Raw genomic sequence first — 22,429 nt, 5'->3', positions numbered from 1 at the left:
AGCAAACGCGGCGGAGGTTAAGTAATTGATCCGTCAAGGTCAAGGACCGATGCCATGACCTTGGGGCGGACGCCATACGGGCTTGCCGAGGCGCCGAAATCACCACCTGAGAAGGACGGCACCCCAGGTAAAGCCACCGCCCATGGCTTCAAGCATGACGAGATCGCCCTTCTTGATGCGGCCGTCGGCAACGGCGGTGGAAAGCGCCAGCGGCACCGAGGCGGCGGATGTGTTGCCATGGAGATGCACGGTGACCACAGCCTTGTCTTCGGCGATGCCGAGTTTCTTGGCCGACGCATCGATGATGCGCTTGTTGGCCTGATGCGGCACGAACCAGTCGAGCGTGTCGGCCGAAACGCCGGTCTGGGCAAAAACATCCTCGATCACGTCGGTGATCATGCCGACTGCGTGCTTGAAGACTTCGCGTCCTTCCATCTTGAGATGGCCGACCGTGCCGGTCGTCGACGGCCCGCCGTCGACATAGAGCTTGTCCTTGTGGGTGCCGTCGGAGCGCAGGCTGGCCGCCAGAACGCCACGGTCGGCGATAGTGCCCTGCCCTTCCTCGGCCTCGAGCACCAGCGCACCGGCACCATCGCCGAACAGCACGCAGGTCGAGCGGTCGCTCCAGTCGAGGATGCGCGAGAAGGTCTCGGAACCAATGACCAGGACGCGCTTGGCAAGACCGCCCTTGATGTAGAGGTCGGCAGTCGTGACGGCATAGACGAAGCCGCTGCACACCGCCTGCATGTCGAAAGCGAAACCGTGGCGCATGCCGAGCCGGTTCTGGATCTCGACTGCGGTCGCCGGGAATGTGTTGTTGGGCGTCGAGGTCGCCAGCACGATCAGGTCGATGTCGTCAGGCGTCAAGCCGGCATTTGCAAGGGCGGCACGGGCCGCCGCTTCACCCAGCGAGGCCGTCGTTTCGTCGTCGGCGGCGATATGGCGCTGACGGATGCCGGTGCGCTGGGCGATCCACTCGTCCGAGGTCTCGACCATGCCTTCGAAATCGGCGTTCTTCATGATGCGGCGGGGCAGCGCCGAACCGATGCCGCGCACAACTGATCTGATCACTTTGAAAAATCCTATTCCTGATCTTCGACCGCAGCAGCGGGGCGCCCCATCTGAGCATGTGGGTTGCGTGCATGAAACAAATCCAGATCGGCCTCGATGCGGTCGAGCAGCCGGTTCCGGACCATATCATAGGCCATTTCGATGGCGGCAGCGAAGCCGTCCGCGTCGGCCCCGCCATGGCTCTTCACCACGATCCCGTTGAGGCCGAGGAACACGCCGCCATTGGCGCGACGCACATCCATCTTCTCGCGCAGGCGGTCGAATGCGCCCTTGGCGAAGATGTAGCCGATCTTGGCCATCAGCGTGCGGCTCATCGCTTCGCGCAGATAGCCGCCAATCTGGCGCGCGGTGCCTTCGGCGGTCTTGAGCGCGATGTTGCCCGAAAAACCCTCCGTGACAACGACGTCGGTGACGCCCTTGCCGATATCGTCGCCCTCGACGAAGCCCTGGTAGGTCATCGATGCCATGTTGGCCTCGCGCAGCATGCGTCCGGCTTCCTTGACCTCCTCCTGGCCCTTGATCTCTTCGACGCCGACATTGAGCAGGCCGACGGTGGGCCGCTCGATGCCGAACAGCGCCCGCGCCATGCCGGTGCCGAGAATGGCGAAATCGATGAGCTGGTGGGCGTCGGCACCGATGGTCGCGCCGACATCGAGCACCACGCTCTCGCCACGCGTCGTCGGCCAAAGGGCGGCGATCGCCGGCCGATCGATGGTGGCCATGGTGCGCAGGCAGAATTTCGACATCGCCATCAGCGCGCCGGTATTGCCGGCGGACACGCAGGCATCGGCGGTGTCGGACTTGACCGCCTCGATGGCCTTCCACATCGAGGATTTCCAGCGGCCCTGGCGCAGCGCCTGGCTGGGCTTGTCGTCCATCCTCACCGCAACCTCGCAGTGAACGAACTCGCTGACGGCGGCCAGCCGCGGCTGCTTGGCCAATTCGGGACGGACCACTTCCTCGCGGCCGTAGATGATGAAGCGAATATCGGTGCGCCTGGTGGCGACCTTGGCCAAGGCGGGAATGATCACGGAAGGGCCGTGATCGCCACCCATGGCATCAATGGAAATCTTGATCACGCGTCGGTCATCTCACTGTTGGCGTCGCAGGGCAGGCAAAAGTCCGGCGAAAATAGCGGTTCTGGACGACCGCACAACCGGGATTACGCGAAACGGCGGGCGTTTTCAAAGTTTCTTGGATATCAGGCGGAGCTTTTTCTGGAATTCGCTCTCGATCGGCTCGATGTCGTCGTCGCCGGAACTGGCGACCGCGGCACCCGTCTTGCGCGGATAAGGATCGATGGCCAGGCCGAAGAATTCCTCGGCAAGGGCGCCTGCGTCAATCGTGTCGCCGGTGAATGTTTCCGGGCTGTCGGGACCATCGGCATCCAGCAGGATTTCGCCGGCGGCATTAAAGCCCTGCCTGGCAAGCTTGGAATCCTCGGGCAGGTAGACGCCTTCGATATCCTCGTCGATGGTCGCTTCGACCGGGTCGAGCGTAACGATGCATGCCTGGGTGATCCGAGCCTGCACGCGGCCGCTGACCTTGACGCCGTTGCGCTTCCATTTGGTGACCAAGAGGTCCGCCTTGTAGCGCTCTACCGACACCAGGTCGTGGGCCTCGGCAAGAGCTGCGCGCTGCGCCGCATCTGCATCGACCACAACGGCCATGCCCTTTTGTGGCAGCCGCGCGATGTTGACCGGGAAGGAAACCGGGCTTCGGGTCTCATTAAATTTCATGGGTCGCCTCCTTCAGGCTGCCTGCGGCACCGGATATGTCAGTTTGCCGGCACATATATCCTGCGAAGGCTGCTCTGCCAGAGCGCGATTCGCCGCAAAGACATAATCCGCGAGTTCCGAGGCCTGGGGCCATTCCCTGGCATCCGGACGAATGTTGCGCATCAGCGCCGCAGCAAGGGCGGCGTGATCGTCGCGCTCGAGCGCGTCCTTGTAGGACTCGGTGCGGCCATAAAACATCTTGGCCAGCTTCTTCATGCGCTTGGGCACGCCAACATCGCTGATGCCGAGCTCGCGCAGGGAATGATCGACATCGAGGAAAAACTCGTCAATCAGTTGCTGGGCAATGTCGGCGGAAGCCCCGGTTTCGCCGCGCAGGCGATGCTGGAACAGGAACATGTGCAGCGAAAGCATCTCGAAACGGCCAAGCGGCGTATCGGGCACGTCCCAGGCGGAATAAAATGGCTCCTGCCGCGCCGCTGCCACGATTCGTGTATAGAGCGCGTCCGTGATGGCGCGGTTGGCTTGGCGTTCACGGCCAAACAGACGCTGGAACATTTGAGGGCGGTCTCCCGGGGACCCGTTTCGCTAAGTGGCCTTGTTGCATCGGCGCGCAAGCTGGTTTACCGGTTTTGCGGCTTCGCGCAAGCAGAGGCTCTGGCACGACAGGATGGAGTTGTTGTTGCACTCGCTGAAATTCAAGATGCCATTTTCGTTGCGTCCGGCTGGCGCAGTTTCGCTAATCGTGGCCGCAGCCGCGCTTTCGGCGTGCAACACCTCGAAGACCTTCGGTGACCTGACCCCCAGCGAGACGCTGACCCAGGGCTACGTCATCGACCAGCAGTCGATCGATTCCGTGCCCGTTGGTTCCAGCCGCGAGCAGGTCTTGCTTGCGCTGGGCACGCCGTCGACGACAGCAACCTTCGACAACGAGGTGTTTTATTACATCTCGCAGACGCGCAAGCGCGCCGTCGCCTTCGCCAAGCCCAAGCTTGTCGAACAGCGCGTGCTGGCCGTCTATTTCGGCGCCGACGGGCGCGTCACCAACATCGCCAACTACGGCATGCAGGATGGCAAGGTGTTCGACTTCATCTCGCGCACGACGCCGACCGGCGGCAAGGACCAGAACTTCCTCGGCCAGCTGCTTGCAGGCGCGGGCAAGATGGGCTCGAGCGCGGCCAGCAGCATTTTCGGCGGCAGCTAGGCCCGCACAAGACTTTTCAGAAATCTCAGGCAACAGGACCCGCGGGAGCAATCCCGCGGGTTTTTCTTTGCGCCCACCACCGGCACGCGAAAAAACCCCGCCCGCATGGTGCGCGGACGGGGCTGAATCGAGCAGACAGCATCGGCAGGCCAACCGCCTGCCGGGTTTGATCAGCTATGCGCCAGGACGGCGAGCAGCAGGAGCGCGACGATATTGGTGATCTTGATCGCCGGGTTCACGGCCGGACCGGCGGTGTCCTTGTAGGGATCGCCGACGGTATCGCCCGTCACCGACGCCTTGTGCGCCTCCGAGCCCTTCAGGTGCTTGACGCCGTCCTTGTCGGTGAAGCCGTCCTCGAACGACTTCTTGGCGTTGTCCCATGCGCCGCCGCCCGAGGTCATCGAGATGGCCACGAACAAGCCGTTGACGATGACGCCGAGAAGCGAAGCGCCGAGGGCCGCGAAAGCCGAGGCCTTGGAACCGGAGATCAGAAGCACGCCGAAATAGACGACCAGCGGCGCCAGAACCGGCAGCAGCGACGGGATGATCATTTCCTTGATCGCCGCCTTGGTCAGCAAATCGACCGCACGGGCATAGTTGGGCTTTGACGTTCCCTTCATGATGCCCGGATCCTCGCGGAACTGCTTGCGCACCTCCTCGACGATGGCGCCCGCGGCCCGGCCGACGGCGGTCATGGCGATGCCGCCGAACAGATAGGGGATGAGGCCGCCGAAGATCAGGCCGGCGACGACGTAAGGGTTGGAGAGGTCGAACGACACCGTGCCGATATCAGCAAAGTACGGGTACTGCGCACTGTTGGCGGCGAAGTACTGCAGGTCGTAGCTGTAGGCGGCAAACAGCACAAGCGCGCCGAGACCGGCAGAGCCGATGGCGTAGCCCTTGGTGACAGCCTTTGTGGTGTTGCCGACCGCGTCGAGCGCGTCGGTGGAATGGCGCACTTCCTTGGGCAGGCCGGCCATTTCGGCAATGCCGCCGGCATTGTCGGTGACCGGGCCGAAGGCATCGAGCGCGACGATCATGCCGGCAAGGCCGAGCATCGTGGTAACCGCGATCGCGGTACCGAACAGGCCGGCAAGCTGGAACGTCGAGATGATGCCGCCGACGATGACGATCGCCGGAAGTGCCGTCGATTCGAGCGACACCGCCAGGCCCTGGATGACGTTGGTGCCGTGACCGGTGACCGACGCCTGGGCGATCGAGTTGACCGGCCGCTTGTTGGTGCCGGTGTAGTACTCGGTGATAACGACGATCAGGCCCGTTACCACGAGGCCGACGAGGCCGCAGATGAACAGGTTCTGGCCCGTGATCAGCACGCCGCCACCGGTGCCGATCTCGCCCCAGCCGACAGTCAGCGACGTCGCCGCCCCAAGACCGACGATGGACAACAGGCCGGTGACGATCAGACCCTTGTACAGCGCGCCCATGATCGAGCCGTTGGAACCGAGCTTGACGAAGAAAGTGCCGATGATCGAGGTGATGATGCAGGCGCCGCAGATGGCGAGCGGATAGAGCATCACATTGGAAAGCACTTCCGTGCCGCCGAAGAAGATGGCGCCAAGGACCATGGTGGCGACGACGGTCACCGCATAGGTCTCGAACAGGTCGGCGGCCATGCCGGCACAGTCGCCGACATTGTCGCCGACGTTGTCGGCGATGGTGGCCGGGTTGCGCGGATCATCCTCGGGAATTCCAGCTTCGACCTTGCCGACGAGATCGCCGCCGACATCGGCACCCTTGGTGAAGATACCGCCACCGAGACGGGCGAAGATCGAGATCAGCGAGGCGCCGAAGCCGAGCGCCACGAGCGAATCGATGACAACGCGATCAGCAGGCCCGTAGCCCATCGGGCCGGTGAGGATGAGGTAGTAGACCGAGACACCAAGCAAGGCGAGGCCGGCAACCAGCATGCCGGTGATGGCGCCCGACTTGAAGGCGATATCGAGGCCGGCGGCGAGGCTGTTGGAGGCTGCCTGGGCGGTACGAACATTCGCGCGAACCGAGACATGCATGCCGATGAAACCGGCGGCCCCCGAAAGCACTGCACCAATCAAAAAGCCGATCGCCGCGGATGCGGAAAGCAGCCACCAAGCGAGCAGGAACACGACGACGCCGACGATGGCGATGGTGGTGTATTGGCGCGCCAGATATGCCTGCGCACCTTCCCGGATGGCGGCGGAGATTTCCTGCATGCGCGCATTGCCCTGGTCGGCTGCGAGAACCGACTGAGTCGCCCATATGGCGTAAAGGACAGATAGCAGGCCGCAGGCGATGACGACGTAAAGCATTGTCATTGCCAATTCTCTTCCCTGATTGTGCCCGGAATTCCCCTCCCCGGGCTAGTGAACGAGACCGGCAGCCTCTACGCGGTTTCCGGCCCCTGGCGAACAATCCGAAACAGGGCAGCGAACGTCAAGACATCGCCAAGCTTTTGTCCCGGCTTTCGCAGCCTGCCCCGAATAGGCTGAACTCAAACGACAAATTCAACTCAGGCGAGATCATGGTCAGGCTGGTTGACGAAGATCAGCACAGCCAGCATCGTCATGTAGAACTTGAATGCGGCCTCCTGGCCGTTCCAGGTGCTGGACTGCCACATGGCGAACCACTCACCGCCGACGACCATGAAGCCGAGGAACCAGACAAGGAAACCCATGGTGGCGCCGATGACGACAAAGCCCTTGGCATCGTTGAATTCCCTGCCGGAACCGTTGCGGGCTTGCCAGAGCTTGAAAGCTGCGACCAGAAACAGCACGCAGGTCAATGCTTCACCGACAATGATCAGCCAATAACCGGCGGTCCACAAAGCAGGGCTGGTGATCGAGCGATACATCAGCGCATTGCCCGGAAATGTGGTGTCCATGCTGAGCACATGCTGAACGAAGGCGAAATTGGAGCCATAGTCAGTGATGTTGCCGAACGCTACAAGGAAGGCGAAGGCCGCGAGGCAAAGGGACATTACGATCTTTGAGAGACGCAAGGTCATGGCAAGAACTCCTGCAGGTCAAACATCGGGGCATCAACCAGATCAATTGCCGAGTCTCGGCAACGATGCAACCGGCCGCCCGGTCAGCATTTCGCTGACAGCGACGGCAAAAGCATATGCCGGGAAGAACGGCATCGACGTTGAGCTGGAAGCAGTGCGGCTGTCTGCCGACTGTCAGATCGGGGACATAGTATCGGTATCTTCCGGCGACGCCTCGCATGACTTTGCAGTCATGCGCCGCCGTTGGATCGTCGACCGGTCGCGCAGCCGGCTCGAAGTGACACTCGACCACCCCGTTCGCGGGCGGTGAAACGTCAGGCGTGGCCGACGCCCTGCCCCATGCGCCTGGCAGCCATGCGCTCCAGCGCCGACAGTGCGTCATAGATCAGCACCGCAAGTGCCGCGACGATCAACCCGCCCTGCAGGACGAAAGCGAGGTTGTTGGACTGCAGCCCGGCGATAATGACCTCACCGAGCGTCTTGGCGGCAACCGTCGAGCCGATGGTCGCCGTGGCAAGGCTGATGACAACGGAAAGCCTGATGCCGGCGAGAATCACCGGCACGCTGAGCGGCAGCTCGATCTTGAGCAGGCGCTGCCAGCCCGTCATGCCCGCACCTCGCGCCGCCTCGACGACATTGGCCGGAGTGGTGGTGAGACCGGTCAGCGTGTTCTCGAAGATCGGCAGCAGACCGTAGAGAAACAGCGCGATCAGGGTTGGCTTCTCGCCAAAGCCGACGGCCGGCACAGCGAGTGCAAGCACCGCCACTGGCGGAAACGTCTGGCCGATATTTACCAGGCTGCGTGACAAAGGCAGGAATTCGACGCCGGCCGGCCGCGTGACCAGGATGGCGAGCGCAACCGCAACGACGATCGCGGCAGCGGTGGCGATGGCGACCGTGCGCAAATGCTGGAACGCCAGCGACGAAAGGCTGCCCTGATTGTAGATCGCAGGTGCGCCATTCTGCGTCAGCGGCTTGAGCAACGGCTCGAACCATAGCGGGTTGCTCAGGAACGCGACCAACAGGGCCAGCAGGCAAAGCCGCAACAGCAGCGGAATCCAGGCCTTCATTGTGGCCTCGCGGCGCGCTTGACTAGGCCTTGGACTGTCACGCGCCCGATGGCCGTGCCATCTTCCGATGTCACCGGCATGGCAGCGCGTCCCGACCAGAGGAGTTCGGCGAGCGCGTCGCGCTGGCTCGCCTCGGCAGCTATGCCCTCGCCATCGGCACTGCCCGGCTCGACGGCATCGCGGACCTCTCCGAGCGACAGGAGCTTGAAAGGACGGTCGCTGGCCCCGACCAGCGTCTCGACGAACCCCGTGGCCGGTTTTGCCAGGATTTCGGCCGGCGATGCGTACTGGATCAGCTTGCCGGCATCCATGACGGCAATGCGGTCGCCCAGATGGACGGCCTCTTCCATGTCGTGGGTGACGAGGATGATGGTGGTGCCGAAGCGGTTCTGGATCGCCAGCAAATCTTGCTGTGCCTTGGTGCGGATGATCGGATCGAGCGCACCGAAGGGTTCGTCCATCAAGAGCACGTTGGGTTCGGCAGCAAGCGCGCGGGCGACGCCGACACGCTGCTGCTGGCCGCCCGACAACTCGTGCGGATAGCGTGGACCAAAGGCTGCCGGGTCGAGCTGCAGCAGCGACATCAGTTCATCGACCCGGGCCTTGATGCGCGCGGCATCCCAACCGAGAAGCAACGGAACGGTACCTATGTTCTGCGCCACCGTGCGGTGGGGAAACAGCCCGTTGCCCTGGATGGCGTAGCCGATGCTGCGGCGAAGTTCGTGGCCCGGGACGGAACGGTTGTCGACACCGTCGAGCTTGATCGTGCCCGACGTGGGCTCTACCAGGCGGTTGATCATGCGCAGAAGCGTAGTCTTGCCGGAACCCGAAGTGCCGACGATGACCGTCAGTGTGTGCGGCTCGATGACCATCGAGACATCGTCAACGACCGCGGCGTCGCCATAGCGCTTGGTGATGTTTTCGATTTCGATCATGCGGCCACCGTCGTGGATCTGCGGGTCGCGACTTGTTCGACCACCGCGTCGAGGATGATGGCAGCGGCAAAGGCCAGCGCCACAGTGGGGACCGCACCGAGCAGCACGAGGTCCATTGCCGTCTGGCCAACGCCCTGGAAGACGAAGACGCCGAAGCCGCCACCGCCGATCAGGGCAGCGATGGTGGCAAGGCCGATGTTCTGGACCAGCACGATGCGTATGCCGGTGAGGATGACGGGAAACGCCAGCGGAAACTCGACGCCCCACAGGCGCTGCCAGCCGGTCATGCCCATGCCGCGCGCCGCATCATTGGCAGTTCGGGGAACCCCAGCGAGCCCGACGACGGTGTTCGCCACCACGGGGAGCAGCGAATAGAGAAACAGCGCGACGAATGACGGCGCCGCGCCGATGCCGCGAATGCCGAGCGCTGAAGCGCCGGGGACATTGGCGGCAACCCAGCCGAGCGGCGCGATCAAGATGCCGAACAGCGCGATGGAAGGAATGGTCTGGACGATGTTGAGCACGTTGAGCACGCCCGCGCGCAGCGCCTCGACGCGATGGCACAGGATGCCCAGCGGTATTCCGACCAGCACCGCAGCGGCAAGCGAACCGAGCGCCAGCTGGACATGGCGCTTCGCCTCGTTCCAGAAACTGTCGGCACGATTGGCATATTCCTTGAGGATCGACAGGCTGTCCCACTGACCCGAGGCGAGCAGAAGCCAAACCGCAGCGGCGGCAATGCCAAGTACGGCGACGCGCCCGACGGGTGAAAGCTGCAGCCTTGTCAGGACATCAGCGAGCAAAAGGGTGAAGGCAAAGATCAAGAGCCAAAAACCAGAGGCCGGCGAGATGCGGGCGAAGGTGTTGCCCTCCGGCGTCAGATAGCTGCCGGCATTACCGATCAGCAGGGCAAGGGAAACCAGGGCAATGGCACTGGCGCCAAGACGCGCGGCCAGCGGCGTCTTGAACAGGGCAACGAGGCCGGCCGCAACCAGGATGACCAGCAGCACAAGCCCTGCCGGAGACGGCAGAGCCTCGAGAATCGAGCGCGGCTCACCGGCCACGATGCGGTTGGCGCGAAAGGTGGCAAATGGCGCCAAGAAGGCGCCATAGGCGGTGATCGCGGCGATCACCACGCCCAGCTTGTCGAACCTGATGCCCACTGTCGCATGCGTCCCCGGTTCCGACGGCGCGCCCCTGATGAGGCGCGCCGAGGAAGCTTACTTCAGAAAGCCGTTCTTCTTCAGGAAATCTTCGGCAACAGCCTTGGCCGGCTCGCCGCCAACCTGGACGCGGCCGTTGAGCTCCTGGAGCGTGACGAGGTCGAGCTTTTCGAACACCGGCTTGAGCAGGGTCTCGATCTGCGGGTGCTCCTTGAGCACCGCCTCGCGAATGATCGGTGCCGGCTGGTAGACCGGTTGCACACCCTTGTCGTCGTCGAGAACGACCAGGCCCGAAGGAGCGATGCCGCCATCGGTGCCATAGACCATGGCCGCGTTGGCGCCGTTGGTCTGGTTGGCGGCAGCGCCGATGGTGGCGGCCGTGTCGCCGCCCGACAGCGTGATCAGTTGCTCGGGCTTGAGCGTGAAGCCATAGGTGGTCTGGAAGGCGGGAAGTGCTGCAGCCGAATTGACGAACTCGGACGATGCCGCCAGCACGACGGTGCCACCGCCGGCGACGTATTTGCCGAAATCGCTGAGGGTGGCGAGCTTGTTGGCGTCGGCGAGGTCCTTGCGCAGCGCGATCGCCCAGGTGTTGTTGGCCGGCGATGGCGACAGCCAGACGATCTTGTTGGCGTCGTAGTCGAGCTTCTTGGCGGTTTCGAAGCCCTTGGCAGCATCTTTCCAGACCGGATCATCGGCCTTTTCGAAGAAGAAGCCGGCATTGCCGGTATATTCGGGATAGATGTCGATCTCGCCTGCCGCGATTGCCTTGCGGACGACCGGCGTCGCGCCGAGCTGGATGCGGTCGGTGGTAGCGATGTCATTGGCGTTGAGCACGGCCTGGATGATGTTGCCGAGCACGCCGCCTTCGGTGTCGATCTTGGAAGACACGACCACCTGTGCGCTTGCGGCGCTGGTGGCAAGGCCGAGTGCGATTGCCGCTGCGGCGATTGTTCTGGTCTGACGCATGGTGAAGCCCCTTCTCGTTGCCGGAATTCGGTGACCGCATATGAGCATGGCGATCCAGCTTCCGTCGGGGCATACGATTTCACAATGCGCAGGGGCTGCGCAATATTATTTTGTATTTTGAAGTAATCGCCGGCCTCGATTGCCGACATCCTCCTGTCAGGCAGTCCGGCTCCGGCGCGCGAACGACAGAGTCGCCAGCGCGGCCAAGCAAACCGCGCAGATGGGGAAGACGATCCAGGCGAGCATGTCCCAGCCATAGGCGTTGTAAACTGCGCCCGACATCAGCGATGCAAGGGCCACCGAGCTGAACAGGATAAAGTCATGAAAGCCTTGGACCTTGCCCTTTTCCGACGGGCGATAGGCTGTGGACACAATGGCCGTCGCGCCGATGAAGCCGAAATTCCAGCCGAGTCCGAGCAGGATGAGTGACGTCCAGAACTGCCAAAGCGCGATGCCCGACAGTGCCACGATGGCGCAGCCGATCAGCAGCAAGACGCCCAGGCCGACGATGCGCTCAGGGCCAAAGCGCTGGATCAGGCGCCCGGTGAAGAAGCTCGGGCCGAACATTGCCATGACATGCCAGGAAATGCCGAGCGTCGCCTCGTCCGGCGAAAATCCGCAGCCGACCATGGCGAGGGGTGCACCGGTCATAACGAAGGTCATCAGGGAATAGGTACCGACAGCACAGACGAGGGCGGCGGCAAAGCGCGGTTGCGCCAATATCTCGAGCATCGGGCGCGCGTCCGCCTGCGAGGCTTCGGCATGAACGCCGGTCACTTCCTTCACCCTGAGGAAGGACAGGATGACAGCGCCAACCGCTGCGAGCCCGATAATCGCGGCAAAGGAGCCGGCGAACATCACCGGCGCGAACATTTCACGCGTGAAAATGACGATCTGTGGCCCGAGGATGGCGGTGACAATGCCGCCGGCCAGCACGAAGGAAATCGCGTTCGCCTTGAATTCGGGCGGCGCGTTGTCGGCGGCGGCAAAACGGAACTGCTGCACGAAGGCGCTGCCGACGCCGAGCATCAGAAGGCCGAAGACAAACAGCCAGAACTCCGAGCGGAACAGCGCCAGCGTGGCGATCGCGCCGCCAACGGCGGTGACGGCAGTACCGAACATGAAGCCGCCGCGCTGTCCGAGGCCGCGAATGATCGCGGCAGCGGGAAGCGCACCAAGCGCCATGCCGACGCTGAAGCCGGTGATCGGGGCGGTCGCCAGCGACTTGTCGGTGTCGAGGAGGTAGAAGCCGGCCAGGCCGCCAAGCGAGAAGGCGATCGGTGCGGCGGAGCCGATGATGGCTTGCGATGCGGCGAGGATATATGCTGTCCGCCGCGCTTCGCGTTCGCCACCGGTCATAATGCGTCCTTGCCCTTACCCTCGCCGCGCAGCTTGCGGGAGACACGGTCGAGTACGGCGTTGACGAGCTTGGGCTCGTCGTCGGCGTAGAAGGCCTTGGCGATGTCGACATATTCCGACACGATCACAGCCACGGGAACGTCCTGGCGCTTCATCAACTCGTAGACACCGGCGCGCAGGATGGCGCGCAGCGTCGAATCGAGGCGCGACAGCGGCCAATCCTCGGTCAGGGACTGGCGGATCACCGGATCGACGGTCTTCTGGTTCTCCACCACGCCAGCGAGAATGGCGCGGAACCACTGGGCGTCGGCCTCGCGGTAGAGCGCGCCGTCGACTTCCTTGCCGAGGCGGAAGGCCTCGTATTCCGCGGTAATTTCGAGCAGGCCGCTGCCTGCGACGTCCATCTGGTAGAGCGCCTGGACGGCCGCAAGACGGGCAGCCCCGCGCTTGTTGGCCTGGCGTGCGGGCGGCTGGGCTTTGTCTTCGGGAGACGTCACGACCGTGCAGCTCCGAGTTTTTCGCGAACTGCGATCATGGTCAGTGCGGCACGCGCGGCAAAGCCGCCCTTGTCGCCTTCATTGCGGCGCGCACGGGCCCAGGCCTGGTCGTCGTTTTCGACAGTCAGGATGCCGTTGCCGACGCAGATCGATTCCGAAACCGCAAGGTCCATCAAGGCGCGGCAGGATTCGTTGGCGACGATGTCGAAGTGATAGGTCTCGCCGCGAATGACGGTGCCGAGGGCGACATAGCCGTCATAATGCGTGCCTTCGTCGTCGGCAGCGTCGAGCGCAAACGAGATCACGGCCGGAATTTCGAGCGCGCCGGGAACGGTCACCACGTCATAGGATGCACCGGCATCGGCCAAGGCAGACTTGGCGCCGTCCAGCAGCGCGTCTGCGAGGTCGTCGTAAAAGCGCGCCTCAACGATGAGGAGCTTCAGTTTCTTGTCGTTGGCCATGTCAAATCTCCGGCAGGAGCGGCTGACTTAGGCCGAACCGGATGAGTTCGCAAGCGAAGTGTTAAGCACTGTGGCAGGAAACCGCTGGCCAGCCGACTGGCGGCACGCAGCGTGGCTCAGAGCCCTTCCCTGGCAGCGTCGGCAAGGCGTGCCGCGTAGCGCGCCATGGTGTCGACCTCGAGGTTGACGCGGTCGCCGACCTTGCGCTCGCCCCATGTCGTGACCTGCAGCGAGTGATGGATCAACAGCACGTCGAAGCGCGTGCCCTCGACCTTGTTGACGGTCAGCGACGTGCCGTCGAGCGCGACCGAGCCCTTGGGAGCAATGAATTTCGCCAGCTCGCGCGGGGCTTCCAGGCGAAAGCGCACCGCCTCGCCCTCGTCCTCGCGCGCCACGATCTCGGCCATGCCATCCACATGGCCCGACACGATATGGCCGCCGAGTTCGTCACCGATCTTGAGTGCGCGTTCGAGATTGACCTTGCGACCGGCCGCCCAGTCGCTTGCCGTGGTCAGGCGAAGTGCTTCTTCCCAGGCCTCGACCTCGAACCAGCGGGCATTGGACGTGGCTTCGGGCAGCGCCACCACGGTCAGGCAGACGCCGGAGCAGGAAATCGAGGCCCCGATGTCGATTGTCTTCGGGTCGTAGGCGGTGTCGAAGCGTAAGCGGACGCCCTGGTCGAGCGGTTTTGCAGACGCGACTGTGGCCACGTCGGTGACGATCCCGGTGAACATCAGATTTCCCTTATCCATTCGGCGAAGGTGTCCTCGCCGAAGCGCGCTTCGCGCACAAGGCTGAACCCTGCCGGTATATGGTCGCGACCGATGGGGGCCGCAATACCATCCGCCCCGATCGCCTCCGGACCGGAAAACAGCGCGATCCGGTCGACCAGACCTTCGTCGAGGAAGGCCCGTGCGGTGTCGGCTCCGCCTTCGACGATGATCCGCGACATGCCCTGATTGGCGAGATCCTCAAGCAGTTCGGGAAGTGCCACGCGGCCGTCATAGGTCTCTGTCGCCAGGAATTTCACGCCCGCGCGCTCGAGTTCGGCCCGGTTCTTCGGATCGCCTTCCGGGCACGCAGCGACAAACACCGGCACATCATGCGCCGATCGCGCCAGCTTCGACGTCGCCGGCAACCGCGCGAGCCTGTCGAGCACGATGCGTGCCGGCGAACGGTTGCGGAGCCCGGGCAAACGCACGGTCAATTCGGGATCGTCGGCAAGTGCGGTGCCGATGCCGACCAGGATGGCATCGATTTCGGCGCGCATGACGTGGACCTGGCGGCGGGCGACCTGCCCGGTGATCTCGATCTGTCCCTGGCCGCGCCTGCCGATCATGCCATCGGCGGAAAGCGCAAGTTTCAGAATCACTTCAGGGCGCTTCCTCAAGGACCGATTCATGTATCCGGCAAGCTGATCGGCGGCCTCGCGGGCAAGCACGCCTTCCTTGACCTCGATACCGGCGCCGCGAAGAATGGCGTATCCCCTGCCCGATACGCGCGGATCGGGGTCGCTGGCAGCGCCGACAACACGGGTTATGCCGGCGTTGACGAGCGCATTGGCACAGGGCGGCGTGCGGCCGTGATGAGCACACGGTTCGAGCGTGACATAGGCGGTGGCGCCCCGCGCAAGGTCGCCGGCTTCGGCCAGAGCTTCGGCCTCGGCGTGCGGACGGCCGCCGATGGCAGTGACGCCGCGCCCGACGATAACCGGTCCGTTGCCGCCGTCGCGGACAATGAGCGTGCCTACTGCCGGATTGGTCGAGGTCAGGCCGAGATTCTTCCGCGAAAGCCTGAGAGCGGCCGCGATGTAGCGGCGGTCGATCCTGTCCTGCTCGGATGCACTCATGTCCCTGGCCATCGCTCAGCCGGCTTCCTCTTCGCCTTTCAACTCGCCCAATACCTCATGGAAGTCCTTGGCCTCGCGGAAATTGCGATAGACCGAAGCGAAGCGCACATAAGCGACATCGTCGAGCGTCTTCAGCGCTTCCATCACAAGGCGGCCGATCTCGCCCGAGGGAACTTCCGTTTCGCCGGAGCTTTCGAGCTGGCGAACGATACCGGTCACCGCGCGCTCGATGCGCTCGGGATCGACGTTGCGCTTGCGCACGGCGATCTCGACCGACCGAGCCAGCTTGTCGCGGTCGAACGGCACCTTGCGGCCGGTCTTCTTGAGCACGACGAGGTCGCGCAGCTGCACGCGCTCGAATGTGGTGAAGCGGCCGCCGCAGACCGGGCAGATGCGCCGCCGGCGGATCGCAGCACCGTCCTCGGCCGGACGGGAGTCCTTCACCTGCGTGTCTTCAGACTGGCAATATGGGCAACGCATCGTTCGGCCTTGTCATTCGAATCCCCGACCGGGAAAGGCTTAAAGCATGATCCGGAAAAGTGGAAACCGCTTTTGGCGGCAAGCCCGGCCGAAAAGCAGGAGCCCCGTCCCGGACATGCCGGAACGGGGCTCCAAAGTTCTCAAGGGTGGACCAAAGGCCCTCCCCGCATCGGCGACTTAGCCGAGATAAGGATAAAGCGGGAAGCGCTCGGTCATGTCGACCACCTTGCGCTTGACCGCCGCCTCGACGGCAGCGTTGCCCTCGTCGGAATTCGCCGCCTTGAGGCCGTCCAGGACTTCGGCGATCAACTGGCCGATCTCGCGGAACTCGGCCTCGCCGAAGCCGCGGGTCGTGCCGGCCGGGGTGCCGAGACGGACGCCCGAGGTGACGAAGGGCTTTTCCGGATCGAAGGGAATGCCGTTCTTGTTGCAGGTGATGTTGGCGCGGCCCAGCGCTGCCTCGGCGCGCTTGCCGGTGGCATTCTTGGGACGCAGATCGACCAGCATCAGATGGTTGTCGGTGCCGCCCGAAACGATGTCGAGGCCGGTGTCCTTGAGGCTGGCGGCGAGCGCCTTGGCGTTGGCAGCGACATTTGCCGCGTAGGTCTTGAACTCCGGCTTCAGCGCCTCGCCGAAGGCAACCGCCTTGGCAGCGATGACGTGCATCAGCGGGCCGCCCTGGAGGCCGGGGAACACGGCCGAGTTCATCTTCTTGGCGATATCCTCGTCATTGGTGAGGATCATGCCGCCGCGCGGACCGCGCAGCGACTTGTGCGTGGTGGTGGTGACGACATGGGCATGCGGCAGCGGCGACGGGTGCACGCCGCCGGCAACCAGGCCAGCGATGTGGGCCATGTCGACCATGAGATAGGCGCCGACTTCATCGGCGATCTCGCGGAAGCGCTTCCAGTCCCAGATACGCGAATAGGCGGTGCCGCCGGCGAGGATCAGCTTCGGCTTGGTCTCGCGGGCAAGGCGCGCGACCTCGTCCATGTCGAGCAGATTGTCGTCCTTGCGAACGCCGTAGGACACGACCTTGAACCACTTGCCGGACATGTTGACCGGCGAACCGTGGGTCAGGTGACCGCCTGAATTCAGGTCGAGGCCCATGAAGGTGTCGCCCGGCTGCAGCAGGGCCAGGAAGACGGCCTGGTTCATCTGGCTGCCGGAGTTCGGCTGGACGTTGGCGAACTTGCAGTCGAACAGCTTCTTGGCACGCTCGATGGCGAGTTCCTCGGCGACGTCGACGAACTGGCAGCCACCATAGTAGCGCTTGCCGGGATAACCCTCGGCGTATTTGTTGGTCATGATCGAGCCCTGCGCCTCGAGGACGGCGCGGGAAACGATGTTTTCCGAGGCGATCAGCTCGATCTCATGGCGCTGGCGCCCGAGCTCGTTGCGGATCGAGCCGAAGATTTCGGGATCGGCCTCCGACAGCGGGGTTCCAAAGAAGGATTCGAGGTTTTTCGAGGCGGCCATGGCTGAAGATCCTTAGGTCCGGAGGGGGCATCGGAGAGGTTCGGCGCGCCATTAACACACTTGACCCTGCGTCGCCACGTTTGGAGCGCGAAATTTCGTGGTCGCTTTGCGCCACAACGTCGCGACAACGAAAAAGGCCGCCCCGAAGGACGGCCTTTTCAAAGTCATTGTCGACGTTTCAGAGCGCCGAGGTGATCTGCAGCTCGTCGACCCCGTCGCGGCCATAGATGTCATCGCGGAACTGAACGACGCCATCACCGGTCGACCAGGCCGAAACATAGGTGAAATAGACCGGCACCGGGTTGGAGACGGGGACCGGGGTGTTTTCGCCCGACTTGATGGTCTGCTCGAAATGCTGGCGGCTCCAGCCGGGCGTGTCGCGCAGGATCCAGGTGACGAGGTCGCGGACGTTCTGGACACGCACGCAGCCCGAGGAATCGAAGCGCATGAGCTTGTTGAACAGGCTCTGTTGCGGCGTGTCATGCATGTAGACGCCGTCCGGGCTCGGGAAGTTGATCTTCACCGACGCCATGGCGTTGATGGCACCCGGGTCCTGGCGGAACAGATACTTGGCCGCCTCTTCGGTCGACCAGTCGACGGTCATCGGATCGACCTCGCTGCCATCGGGGGCAATGAGGCGGATCTTGTTGTCCGTGAGATAGTTGGGATTCTTGCGCATCAGCGGGATGATGTCCTTGCGGACGATCGACACCGGGGCATTCCAGTAGGGGTTGACGACGATCTCGTTGATCTTGGAATTGACGATCGGCGACTGACGATCGACCTTGCCGACGATCGCGGTGTGGCGCAGGACAACACGGTCGTCCTCGACGGCCTCGACCTGGGCGGCCGGAATGTTGACGTTGACATAGCGCTGGCCGAGCGTGCCGGCCTGCGCCTGCAGGCGGCCGAGATTGGTCTCGAGCTGGCCAAGGCGGACCTGGGCGCTGATGTTCATCGCCGCATAGGTGTACTGGCCCATGACACCGTCGGCCGGCAGGCCGTGACGCGCCTGGAAGCGCTTCAGCGCGGCGTCGACATAGGTATCGAAGGAGCTGGAGAGGCCGGCGCGCGCCGACAGGTCGCCGGACACCATCAGGCGCTTGCGCAGGACCTCGACATCAGGGTCCTCGACGCCAAGCTTGAGCTTCTTGGTGGCCGGAACGACCGGCCAGCCGCCCTGGGCTGCTATGTTCTGATACTGGCCGATGGCCTGCTGGGTGTAGGCCACGGTCTGCTGCGAGAACACGGGAAGCGTGCTGGCGACCTTGGCCCCCTGGCTCACCTTGGCGTCGAATTCATCGTCCCAGTTGCCGCGCCGCGACGAACCGAGCACTTCGCCGATCACGTCCTGAGCGCTGGCTGCACCCGAGATGGCTGCCATGGCGATCGCGCCGGCACCGGTGAGAAAGAAACGGCGGCTAGTTTTCATGGACATCCCAGACATATTCGCGCAACTCAACCGGCAGGAGATTTCCCGCGACGATATGACGGCCATACTTAACAATTAGCCAACCATAACCCGGCATCACTACGCGTGAAACGCGACTTCATTGCACGGGTTGCTGACGGCCGAACAGGCAGATCTGGCGCATCACTGTTGTTCGATAGTCATCCGAATATGGCGGCAACATGGCTGGGCCGCCTTTGATCGCACCGGCGCGATCCGAAAAAGGAAGAGCCGGTGCATTTCTGCAACCGGCCCTGCGACTGGAGGTCGTTTCCTTTTGGGCGGACTTGCGGCGCCGCGCGAGCCGTCTTGCTTACATGCGATAAGCGATGGTGTCGTTCCAGAAGCGGTCGAGGCGCTGCAGGGCGCGGTTCATCTGCTTGAACTCGTCGGTGTTGATGCCGCCGACCTGCTCGATTGAGCCAACGTGACGGTCATAAAGGCCGGCCACGACCTCGGCCACGTCCTGGCCCTTGGGTGTCAGGCTGACGCGGACCGAGCGACGGTCGATGCGCGAGCGCTGGTGATTAATGAAGCCGAGTTCGACCAGCTTCTTGAGGTTGTAGGAGACATTCGAGCCGAGATAGTAGCCGCGGGAGCGCAATTCGCCGGCGGTCAGTTCCGCATTGCCAATGTTGAACAGCAGCAGAGCCTGGATCGCATTGATGTCGCTGCGGCCGTTGCGGTCGAACTCATCCTTGATAACGTCAAGAAGACGGCGATGAAGTCTTTCAACCAGCTGCAGAGATTCCATGTAAAGCGAACGGATCGCTTCGTTGCGGTCCTCGGAAACCATGGCGGGCTTAGCCACCTGACGCGAGTTGATCATTGTCTTTGCCTCTCTGTTGTCGCCTGGTGACTTTTTTGTTTGATGTCACCTTGATCGCGAACTTATCGAATACCCATAAAATTCGACTTAAACGTCAGGCTTAACAAGGGCTTACCAGCCAGTGGTTTCGAAAGAGGGTTAATGAAAACCCTTCCGAGTAAGAATAATTAACCTTGTATTTTATGGAACGTCCGGCAACGCCCTGAAAGCGTTGGCTACTGCACGGCGCGGCGCCGTTTCAGGTGCAGGACAATACGGAACGCCGCGTAAATCACAGCCACCGCAATGTGCGAGACGACAATCAGCGGCCGAGAGCCGAACAGATCGGGAAAGCCGGCATACATGACGATCTCGGTGGCCGCGCAAATGAACCAGATGACCGGCCCCCAGGATGACAGCATCCACAGGCCGATGGCGGCGAAGGGAAAAAAGACGGAAAGCGTGACAGCCGCGATCTGCCAGTGAATAGGCATCAGGTCGAAGCGCCAGAGCGGGCCGTCGTAGACGCCGATCAGGCGGACCCAATAGAGAATGCCGAACAGCAGGCAGTAGGCCGCAACGACGCGCAGGAACCAGGCGAAGGCGTTTTCCGTGGCCGATGGATGCATTTCGTGGAGACGCCCTGCACTGTCGGTCACAGGGCAAGCTCCCTGTCGCCCAGCGTCTGGAAATAGCGGTCGATTTCCGCCGGATCGACATCGGCCAGTCGCGCCGGTTGCCAGACCGGCGTCGAGCCCTTGTCGATGATCGCGGCCCGGATGCCTTCATAAAAGTCGCGACCGGCCAGCATGCGGTTCAGGATGCGGAACTCCATGCGCATGCAGTCGTCCATCGACATCGTCAGCCCGGCCCTGATCTGCCGGAAGGCGACAGCAAGGCTGGTGGGCGAGCGCAACCGCAAGGTTGCGAGCGTCTTTGCCGCGAACTCACTGGTGTCCGCCTCGAGGCTCTCGATGATCTCGGCAAGCGATTGCCGGGAGAAATGCAGGGCGATGGCTTCAAGCGTTTCACGGTCGGTCTCACGCTTGGCCGGGTGGAAAAATCCACGCAGCACCGCCTCCGGCTCGCCTGTCTCGCAAAGGCGCTCCACCAGCCCGATCTGTCCATCGGCGGCAATGGTGTGCGTGGCCAGACCCGACCAGAGCGCATCGCCATAGCGGATTCGATTGCCGGTCAGCGCCAGATACATGCCGAAATAGCCACCAAGGTCGGGCAGCAAATGGCTGCCGCCGACATCGGGAAAAAACCCGATGCCCACTTCAGGCATGGCGAACTGGGCATTCTCGGTCATCACCCGGTGGGAGCCGTGGAAGGAGATGCCGACCCCGCCACCCATGACGATGCCGTCGATCAGTGAGACATAGGGCTTGGGAAAGCGCGCGATCTGGGCGTTCAACCGGTACTCGTCGGCAAAGAAATCGACCGGCGGGCTGCCGGCGCGGCCGGCCTCGTAGATGTGCAAGATGTCGCCGCCCGCAGAGAAGGCCCTGCCCTCGGCCTTGACGACGACAAGCGCAACGTCGCGGTCGGCCTGCCATGCCTCGAGCGCGCGAGACAGCGCGCCGACCATCTTGTGGGTTACCGCATTGAGAGCCTTCGGCCGCGTCAGGGTGACGATGCCGGCGCTGCCGGTCCGCTCGAAACGGATTTCATCGCCGCCGCCAAAATCCATGTCCAAGAGATTCCCTCACATCGAAACCGCCTGCAGAGCTAATGTGCTGCGCGTGGGTGCGTCAATGCCGCAGGTCCCATCCTGCACCTTGGTCTTGGGCAAATCGGCATGCTAAAAACTGCACAATCCGGAGACGAGCGATGAACAAGTTCACCCCAGCCAAGCCAGCCGGCGCACGCAGCGTCGACGAAATCACCGGCAGCCGGCGCCTGCGCCGCATGCGCAAGGCCGACTGGTCGCGCCGCCTCGTGCAGGAAAACCGCCTCAGCGTCGACGATCTCATCTGGCCGATCTTCATCATCGACGGCGAGAACCGGCGCGAGGCCATTCCGGCGATGCCCGGCGTGTTCCGCCTGTCGATCGATCTCGCGGTCAAGGAAGCGGAACGTGCGGCCAAGCTCGGCATTCCGGCCATCGCCACCTTCCCCAATGTCGAAATGGGCCTGCGCGACCAGACCGGCGCGCATATCCTCGAACCCGACAACCTGATCAACCGCGCCACCCGCGCATTCAAGGCGGCGGTGCCCGAGATCGGCATCATCACCGATGTGGCGCTCGATCCCTTCACCAGCCACGGCCATGACGGTATCCTGCGCGAGGGCACCATCGTCAACGACGAGACCGTCGCCCAGGTGGCTGCGGCCGCCGTACTGCAGGCGGCTGCAGGCTCCGACATCATCGCGCCTTCCGACATGATGGACGGCCGCATCGGCGCCATCCGCGACGCGCTTGACGACAATGGCTTCCAGGACGTGGCGATCATGTCCTATGCGACCAAGTTCGCCTCCGCCTTCTACGGCCCCTATCGCGAGGCGATCGGCACGCAGGGCCTGCTCAAGGGCGACAAGAAGACCTACTACATCGATCACGCCAACTCGGACGAGGCCGTGCGCGAGGCCGAACAAGACCTCGCCGAAGGCGCGGACATGCTGATGGTCAAGCCTGGCCTGCCCTATCTCGACATCATCCGCCGCCTGAAGGACGAGTTCCGCGTGCCGACCTTCGCCTACCAGGTTTCGGGCGAGTACTCGATGATCAAGGCTGCCGGCGCCAATGGCTGGATCGATGGCGAAAAGGCGATGCTGGAAAGCCTGCTCGCCTTCAAGCGCGCGGGCTGCGACGGCATCCTGACCTATTTCGCGCCCGAGGTGGCTGAGATGCTGAAGGGCTGAGGCGGACGCCTCAGCTACAACACGCGCTGAGT

At 63.3% G+C, this 22,429-nt stretch carries 24 protein-coding genes; 3 read left to right on the top strand and 21 right to left on the bottom strand.

The window, feature by feature from the left end; genetic code table 11:
• Positions 1 to 99: 99 nt before the first annotated feature.
• From WHT83_RS13860 to WHT83_RS13845, 4 genes are all read right to left on the bottom strand, one after another.
• Complete coding sequence (locus WHT83_RS13860; protein WP_108608482.1) at positions 100 to 1,071, bottom strand: beta-ketoacyl-ACP synthase III; 972 nt, start codon at positions 1,069 to 1,071, stop codon at positions 100 to 102.
• A gap of 11 nt (positions 1,072 to 1,082) precedes the next feature.
• Positions 1,083 to 2,150 carry a phosphate acyltransferase PlsX gene (gene plsX, locus WHT83_RS13855; protein ID WP_108608483.1) on the bottom strand — a complete coding sequence of 356 codons (1,068 nt, stop codon included), beginning with the start codon at positions 2,148 to 2,150 and terminating at the stop codon, positions 1,083 to 1,085.
• 105 nt (positions 2,151 to 2,255) lie between these two features.
• Positions 2,256 to 2,810, bottom strand: a complete 555-nt coding sequence (locus tag WHT83_RS13850; RefSeq protein ID WP_406871478.1) for a YceD family protein — start codon at positions 2,808 to 2,810, stop codon at positions 2,256 to 2,258.
• Between the two features lie 12 nt (positions 2,811 to 2,822).
• Positions 2,823 to 3,365, bottom strand: a complete 543-nt coding sequence (locus tag WHT83_RS13845; RefSeq protein WP_406871477.1) for a ubiquinol-cytochrome C chaperone family protein — start codon at positions 3,363 to 3,365, stop codon at positions 2,823 to 2,825.
• A gap of 112 nt (positions 3,366 to 3,477) precedes the next feature.
• Between WHT83_RS13845 and WHT83_RS13840 the strand changes: the two genes are divergently transcribed.
• Positions 3,478 to 4,011, top strand: a complete 534-nt coding sequence (locus WHT83_RS13840) for an outer membrane protein assembly factor BamE (RefSeq protein ID WP_183261844.1) — start codon at positions 3,478 to 3,480, stop codon at positions 4,009 to 4,011.
• A 170-nt stretch (positions 4,012 to 4,181) separates the two neighbouring features.
• Here WHT83_RS13840 and WHT83_RS13835 read toward each other — a convergent pair whose 3' ends face one another.
• Positions 4,182 to 6,323, bottom strand: coding sequence for a sodium-translocating pyrophosphatase (locus WHT83_RS13835; RefSeq protein ID WP_108608486.1), 2,142 nt, complete (start codon positions 6,321 to 6,323; stop codon positions 4,182 to 4,184).
• 194 nt (positions 6,324 to 6,517) lie between these two features.
• The gene (locus WHT83_RS13830) at positions 6,518 to 7,012 is read right to left on the bottom strand and encodes a DUF2165 family protein (protein ID WP_406871476.1); all 495 of its coding nucleotides are present in this window, start codon (positions 7,010 to 7,012) and stop codon (positions 6,518 to 6,520) included.
• Here WHT83_RS13830 and WHT83_RS13825 point away from each other — a divergent pair.
• Positions 7,011 to 7,322, top strand: coding sequence for a hypothetical protein (locus tag WHT83_RS13825; RefSeq protein ID WP_406871475.1), 312 nt, complete (start codon positions 7,011 to 7,013; stop codon positions 7,320 to 7,322). The genes WHT83_RS13830 and WHT83_RS13825 overlap by 2 nt on opposite strands.
• Before the next feature lie 4 nt (positions 7,323 to 7,326).
• Here the strand turns inward: WHT83_RS13825 and WHT83_RS13820 are convergent, their stop codons facing one another.
• The 15 genes from WHT83_RS13820 to WHT83_RS13750 form a co-directional block, all read right to left on the bottom strand.
• Positions 7,327 to 8,082 (bottom strand): ABC transporter permease, encoded by a 756-nt coding sequence (locus WHT83_RS13820; RefSeq protein WP_108608488.1) that lies wholly within the window; start codon positions 8,080 to 8,082, stop codon positions 7,327 to 7,329.
• Complete coding sequence (locus WHT83_RS13815) at positions 8,079 to 9,017, bottom strand: ABC transporter ATP-binding protein (protein WP_108608489.1); 939 nt, start codon at positions 9,015 to 9,017, stop codon at positions 8,079 to 8,081. Before WHT83_RS13815 ends, WHT83_RS13820 begins: the two co-directional genes overlap by 4 nt.
• Positions 9,014 to 10,180 carry an ABC transporter permease gene (locus tag WHT83_RS13810; protein ID WP_108608490.1) on the bottom strand — a complete coding sequence of 389 codons (1,167 nt, stop codon included), beginning with the start codon at positions 10,178 to 10,180 and terminating at the stop codon, positions 9,014 to 9,016. Before WHT83_RS13810 ends, WHT83_RS13815 begins: the two co-directional genes overlap by 4 nt.
• A 57-nt stretch (positions 10,181 to 10,237) precedes the next feature.
• The gene (locus WHT83_RS13805) at positions 10,238 to 11,149 is read right to left on the bottom strand and encodes an ABC transporter substrate-binding protein (RefSeq protein WP_108608491.1); all 912 of its coding nucleotides are present in this window, start codon (positions 11,147 to 11,149) and stop codon (positions 10,238 to 10,240) included.
• 156 nt (positions 11,150 to 11,305) lie between these two features.
• Positions 11,306 to 12,508, bottom strand: coding sequence for an MFS transporter (locus WHT83_RS13800; protein WP_108608492.1), 1,203 nt, complete (start codon positions 12,506 to 12,508; stop codon positions 11,306 to 11,308).
• A complete protein-coding gene (gene nusB, locus WHT83_RS13795) occupies positions 12,505 to 13,005 on the bottom strand; it encodes a transcription antitermination factor NusB (protein WP_108608493.1) in 501 nt (166 codons plus the stop codon). Before nusB ends, WHT83_RS13800 begins: the two co-directional genes overlap by 4 nt.
• Complete coding sequence (locus tag WHT83_RS13790) at positions 13,002 to 13,466, bottom strand: 6,7-dimethyl-8-ribityllumazine synthase (protein ID WP_108608494.1); 465 nt, start codon at positions 13,464 to 13,466, stop codon at positions 13,002 to 13,004. The genes nusB and WHT83_RS13790 overlap by 4 nt, the downstream gene beginning before the upstream one ends.
• Positions 13,467 to 13,582: 116 nt before the next feature.
• On the bottom strand, positions 13,583 to 14,200 hold the full coding sequence (locus tag WHT83_RS13785) for a riboflavin synthase (RefSeq protein WP_406873980.1): 618 nt from the start codon (positions 14,198 to 14,200) through the stop codon (positions 13,583 to 13,585).
• Complete coding sequence (gene ribD, locus WHT83_RS13780) at positions 14,200 to 15,315, bottom strand: bifunctional diaminohydroxyphosphoribosylaminopyrimidine deaminase/5-amino-6-(5-phosphoribosylamino)uracil reductase RibD (RefSeq protein WP_406871474.1); 1,116 nt, start codon at positions 15,313 to 15,315, stop codon at positions 14,200 to 14,202. The genes WHT83_RS13785 and ribD overlap by 1 nt, the downstream gene beginning before the upstream one ends.
• Positions 15,316 to 15,330: 15 nt before the next feature.
• Positions 15,331 to 15,795 carry a transcriptional regulator NrdR gene (nrdR, locus tag WHT83_RS13775; protein WP_108608497.1) on the bottom strand — a complete coding sequence of 155 codons (465 nt, stop codon included), beginning with the start codon at positions 15,793 to 15,795 and terminating at the stop codon, positions 15,331 to 15,333.
• A gap of 177 nt (positions 15,796 to 15,972) precedes the next feature.
• The gene (gene glyA, locus WHT83_RS13770; RefSeq protein ID WP_108608498.1) at positions 15,973 to 17,274 is read right to left on the bottom strand and encodes a serine hydroxymethyltransferase; all 1,302 of its coding nucleotides are present in this window, start codon (positions 17,272 to 17,274) and stop codon (positions 15,973 to 15,975) included.
• A 178-nt stretch (positions 17,275 to 17,452) separates the two neighbouring features.
• A complete protein-coding gene (locus WHT83_RS13765) occupies positions 17,453 to 18,706 on the bottom strand; it encodes a murein L,D-transpeptidase (protein WP_108609943.1) in 1,254 nt (417 codons plus the stop codon).
• A gap of 331 nt (positions 18,707 to 19,037) precedes the next feature.
• Positions 19,038 to 19,553, bottom strand: a complete 516-nt coding sequence (ldtR, locus tag WHT83_RS13760; RefSeq protein WP_055971496.1) for a transcriptional regulator LdtR — start codon at positions 19,551 to 19,553, stop codon at positions 19,038 to 19,040.
• Between the two features lie 215 nt (positions 19,554 to 19,768).
• Positions 19,769 to 20,161 (bottom strand): DUF6163 family protein, encoded by a 393-nt coding sequence (locus WHT83_RS13755; protein WP_406873979.1) that lies wholly within the window; start codon positions 20,159 to 20,161, stop codon positions 19,769 to 19,771.
• Positions 20,162 to 20,187: 26 nt separating this feature from the next.
• A complete protein-coding gene (locus tag WHT83_RS13750) occupies positions 20,188 to 21,225 on the bottom strand; it encodes an enoyl-CoA hydratase/isomerase family protein (protein WP_183261856.1) in 1,038 nt (345 codons plus the stop codon).
• 140 nt (positions 21,226 to 21,365) lie between these two features.
• On the opposite strand from WHT83_RS13750, the gene hemB reads away from it, so the two are divergent.
• Positions 21,366 to 22,397, top strand: coding sequence for a porphobilinogen synthase (gene hemB, locus WHT83_RS13745; protein ID WP_406871473.1), 1,032 nt, complete (start codon positions 21,366 to 21,368; stop codon positions 22,395 to 22,397).
• The last annotated feature ends 32 nt before the right edge of the window (positions 22,398 to 22,429 follow it).

Source organism: Aminobacter sp. P9b, from assembly GCF_045345995.1.
Classification (GTDB): domain Bacteria; phylum Pseudomonadota; class Alphaproteobacteria; order Rhizobiales; family Rhizobiaceae; genus Aminobacter; species Aminobacter niigataensis.
Note: the sequence above shows the minus strand (reverse complement) of the source record. Positions and strands in the feature narration are given on the sequence as shown.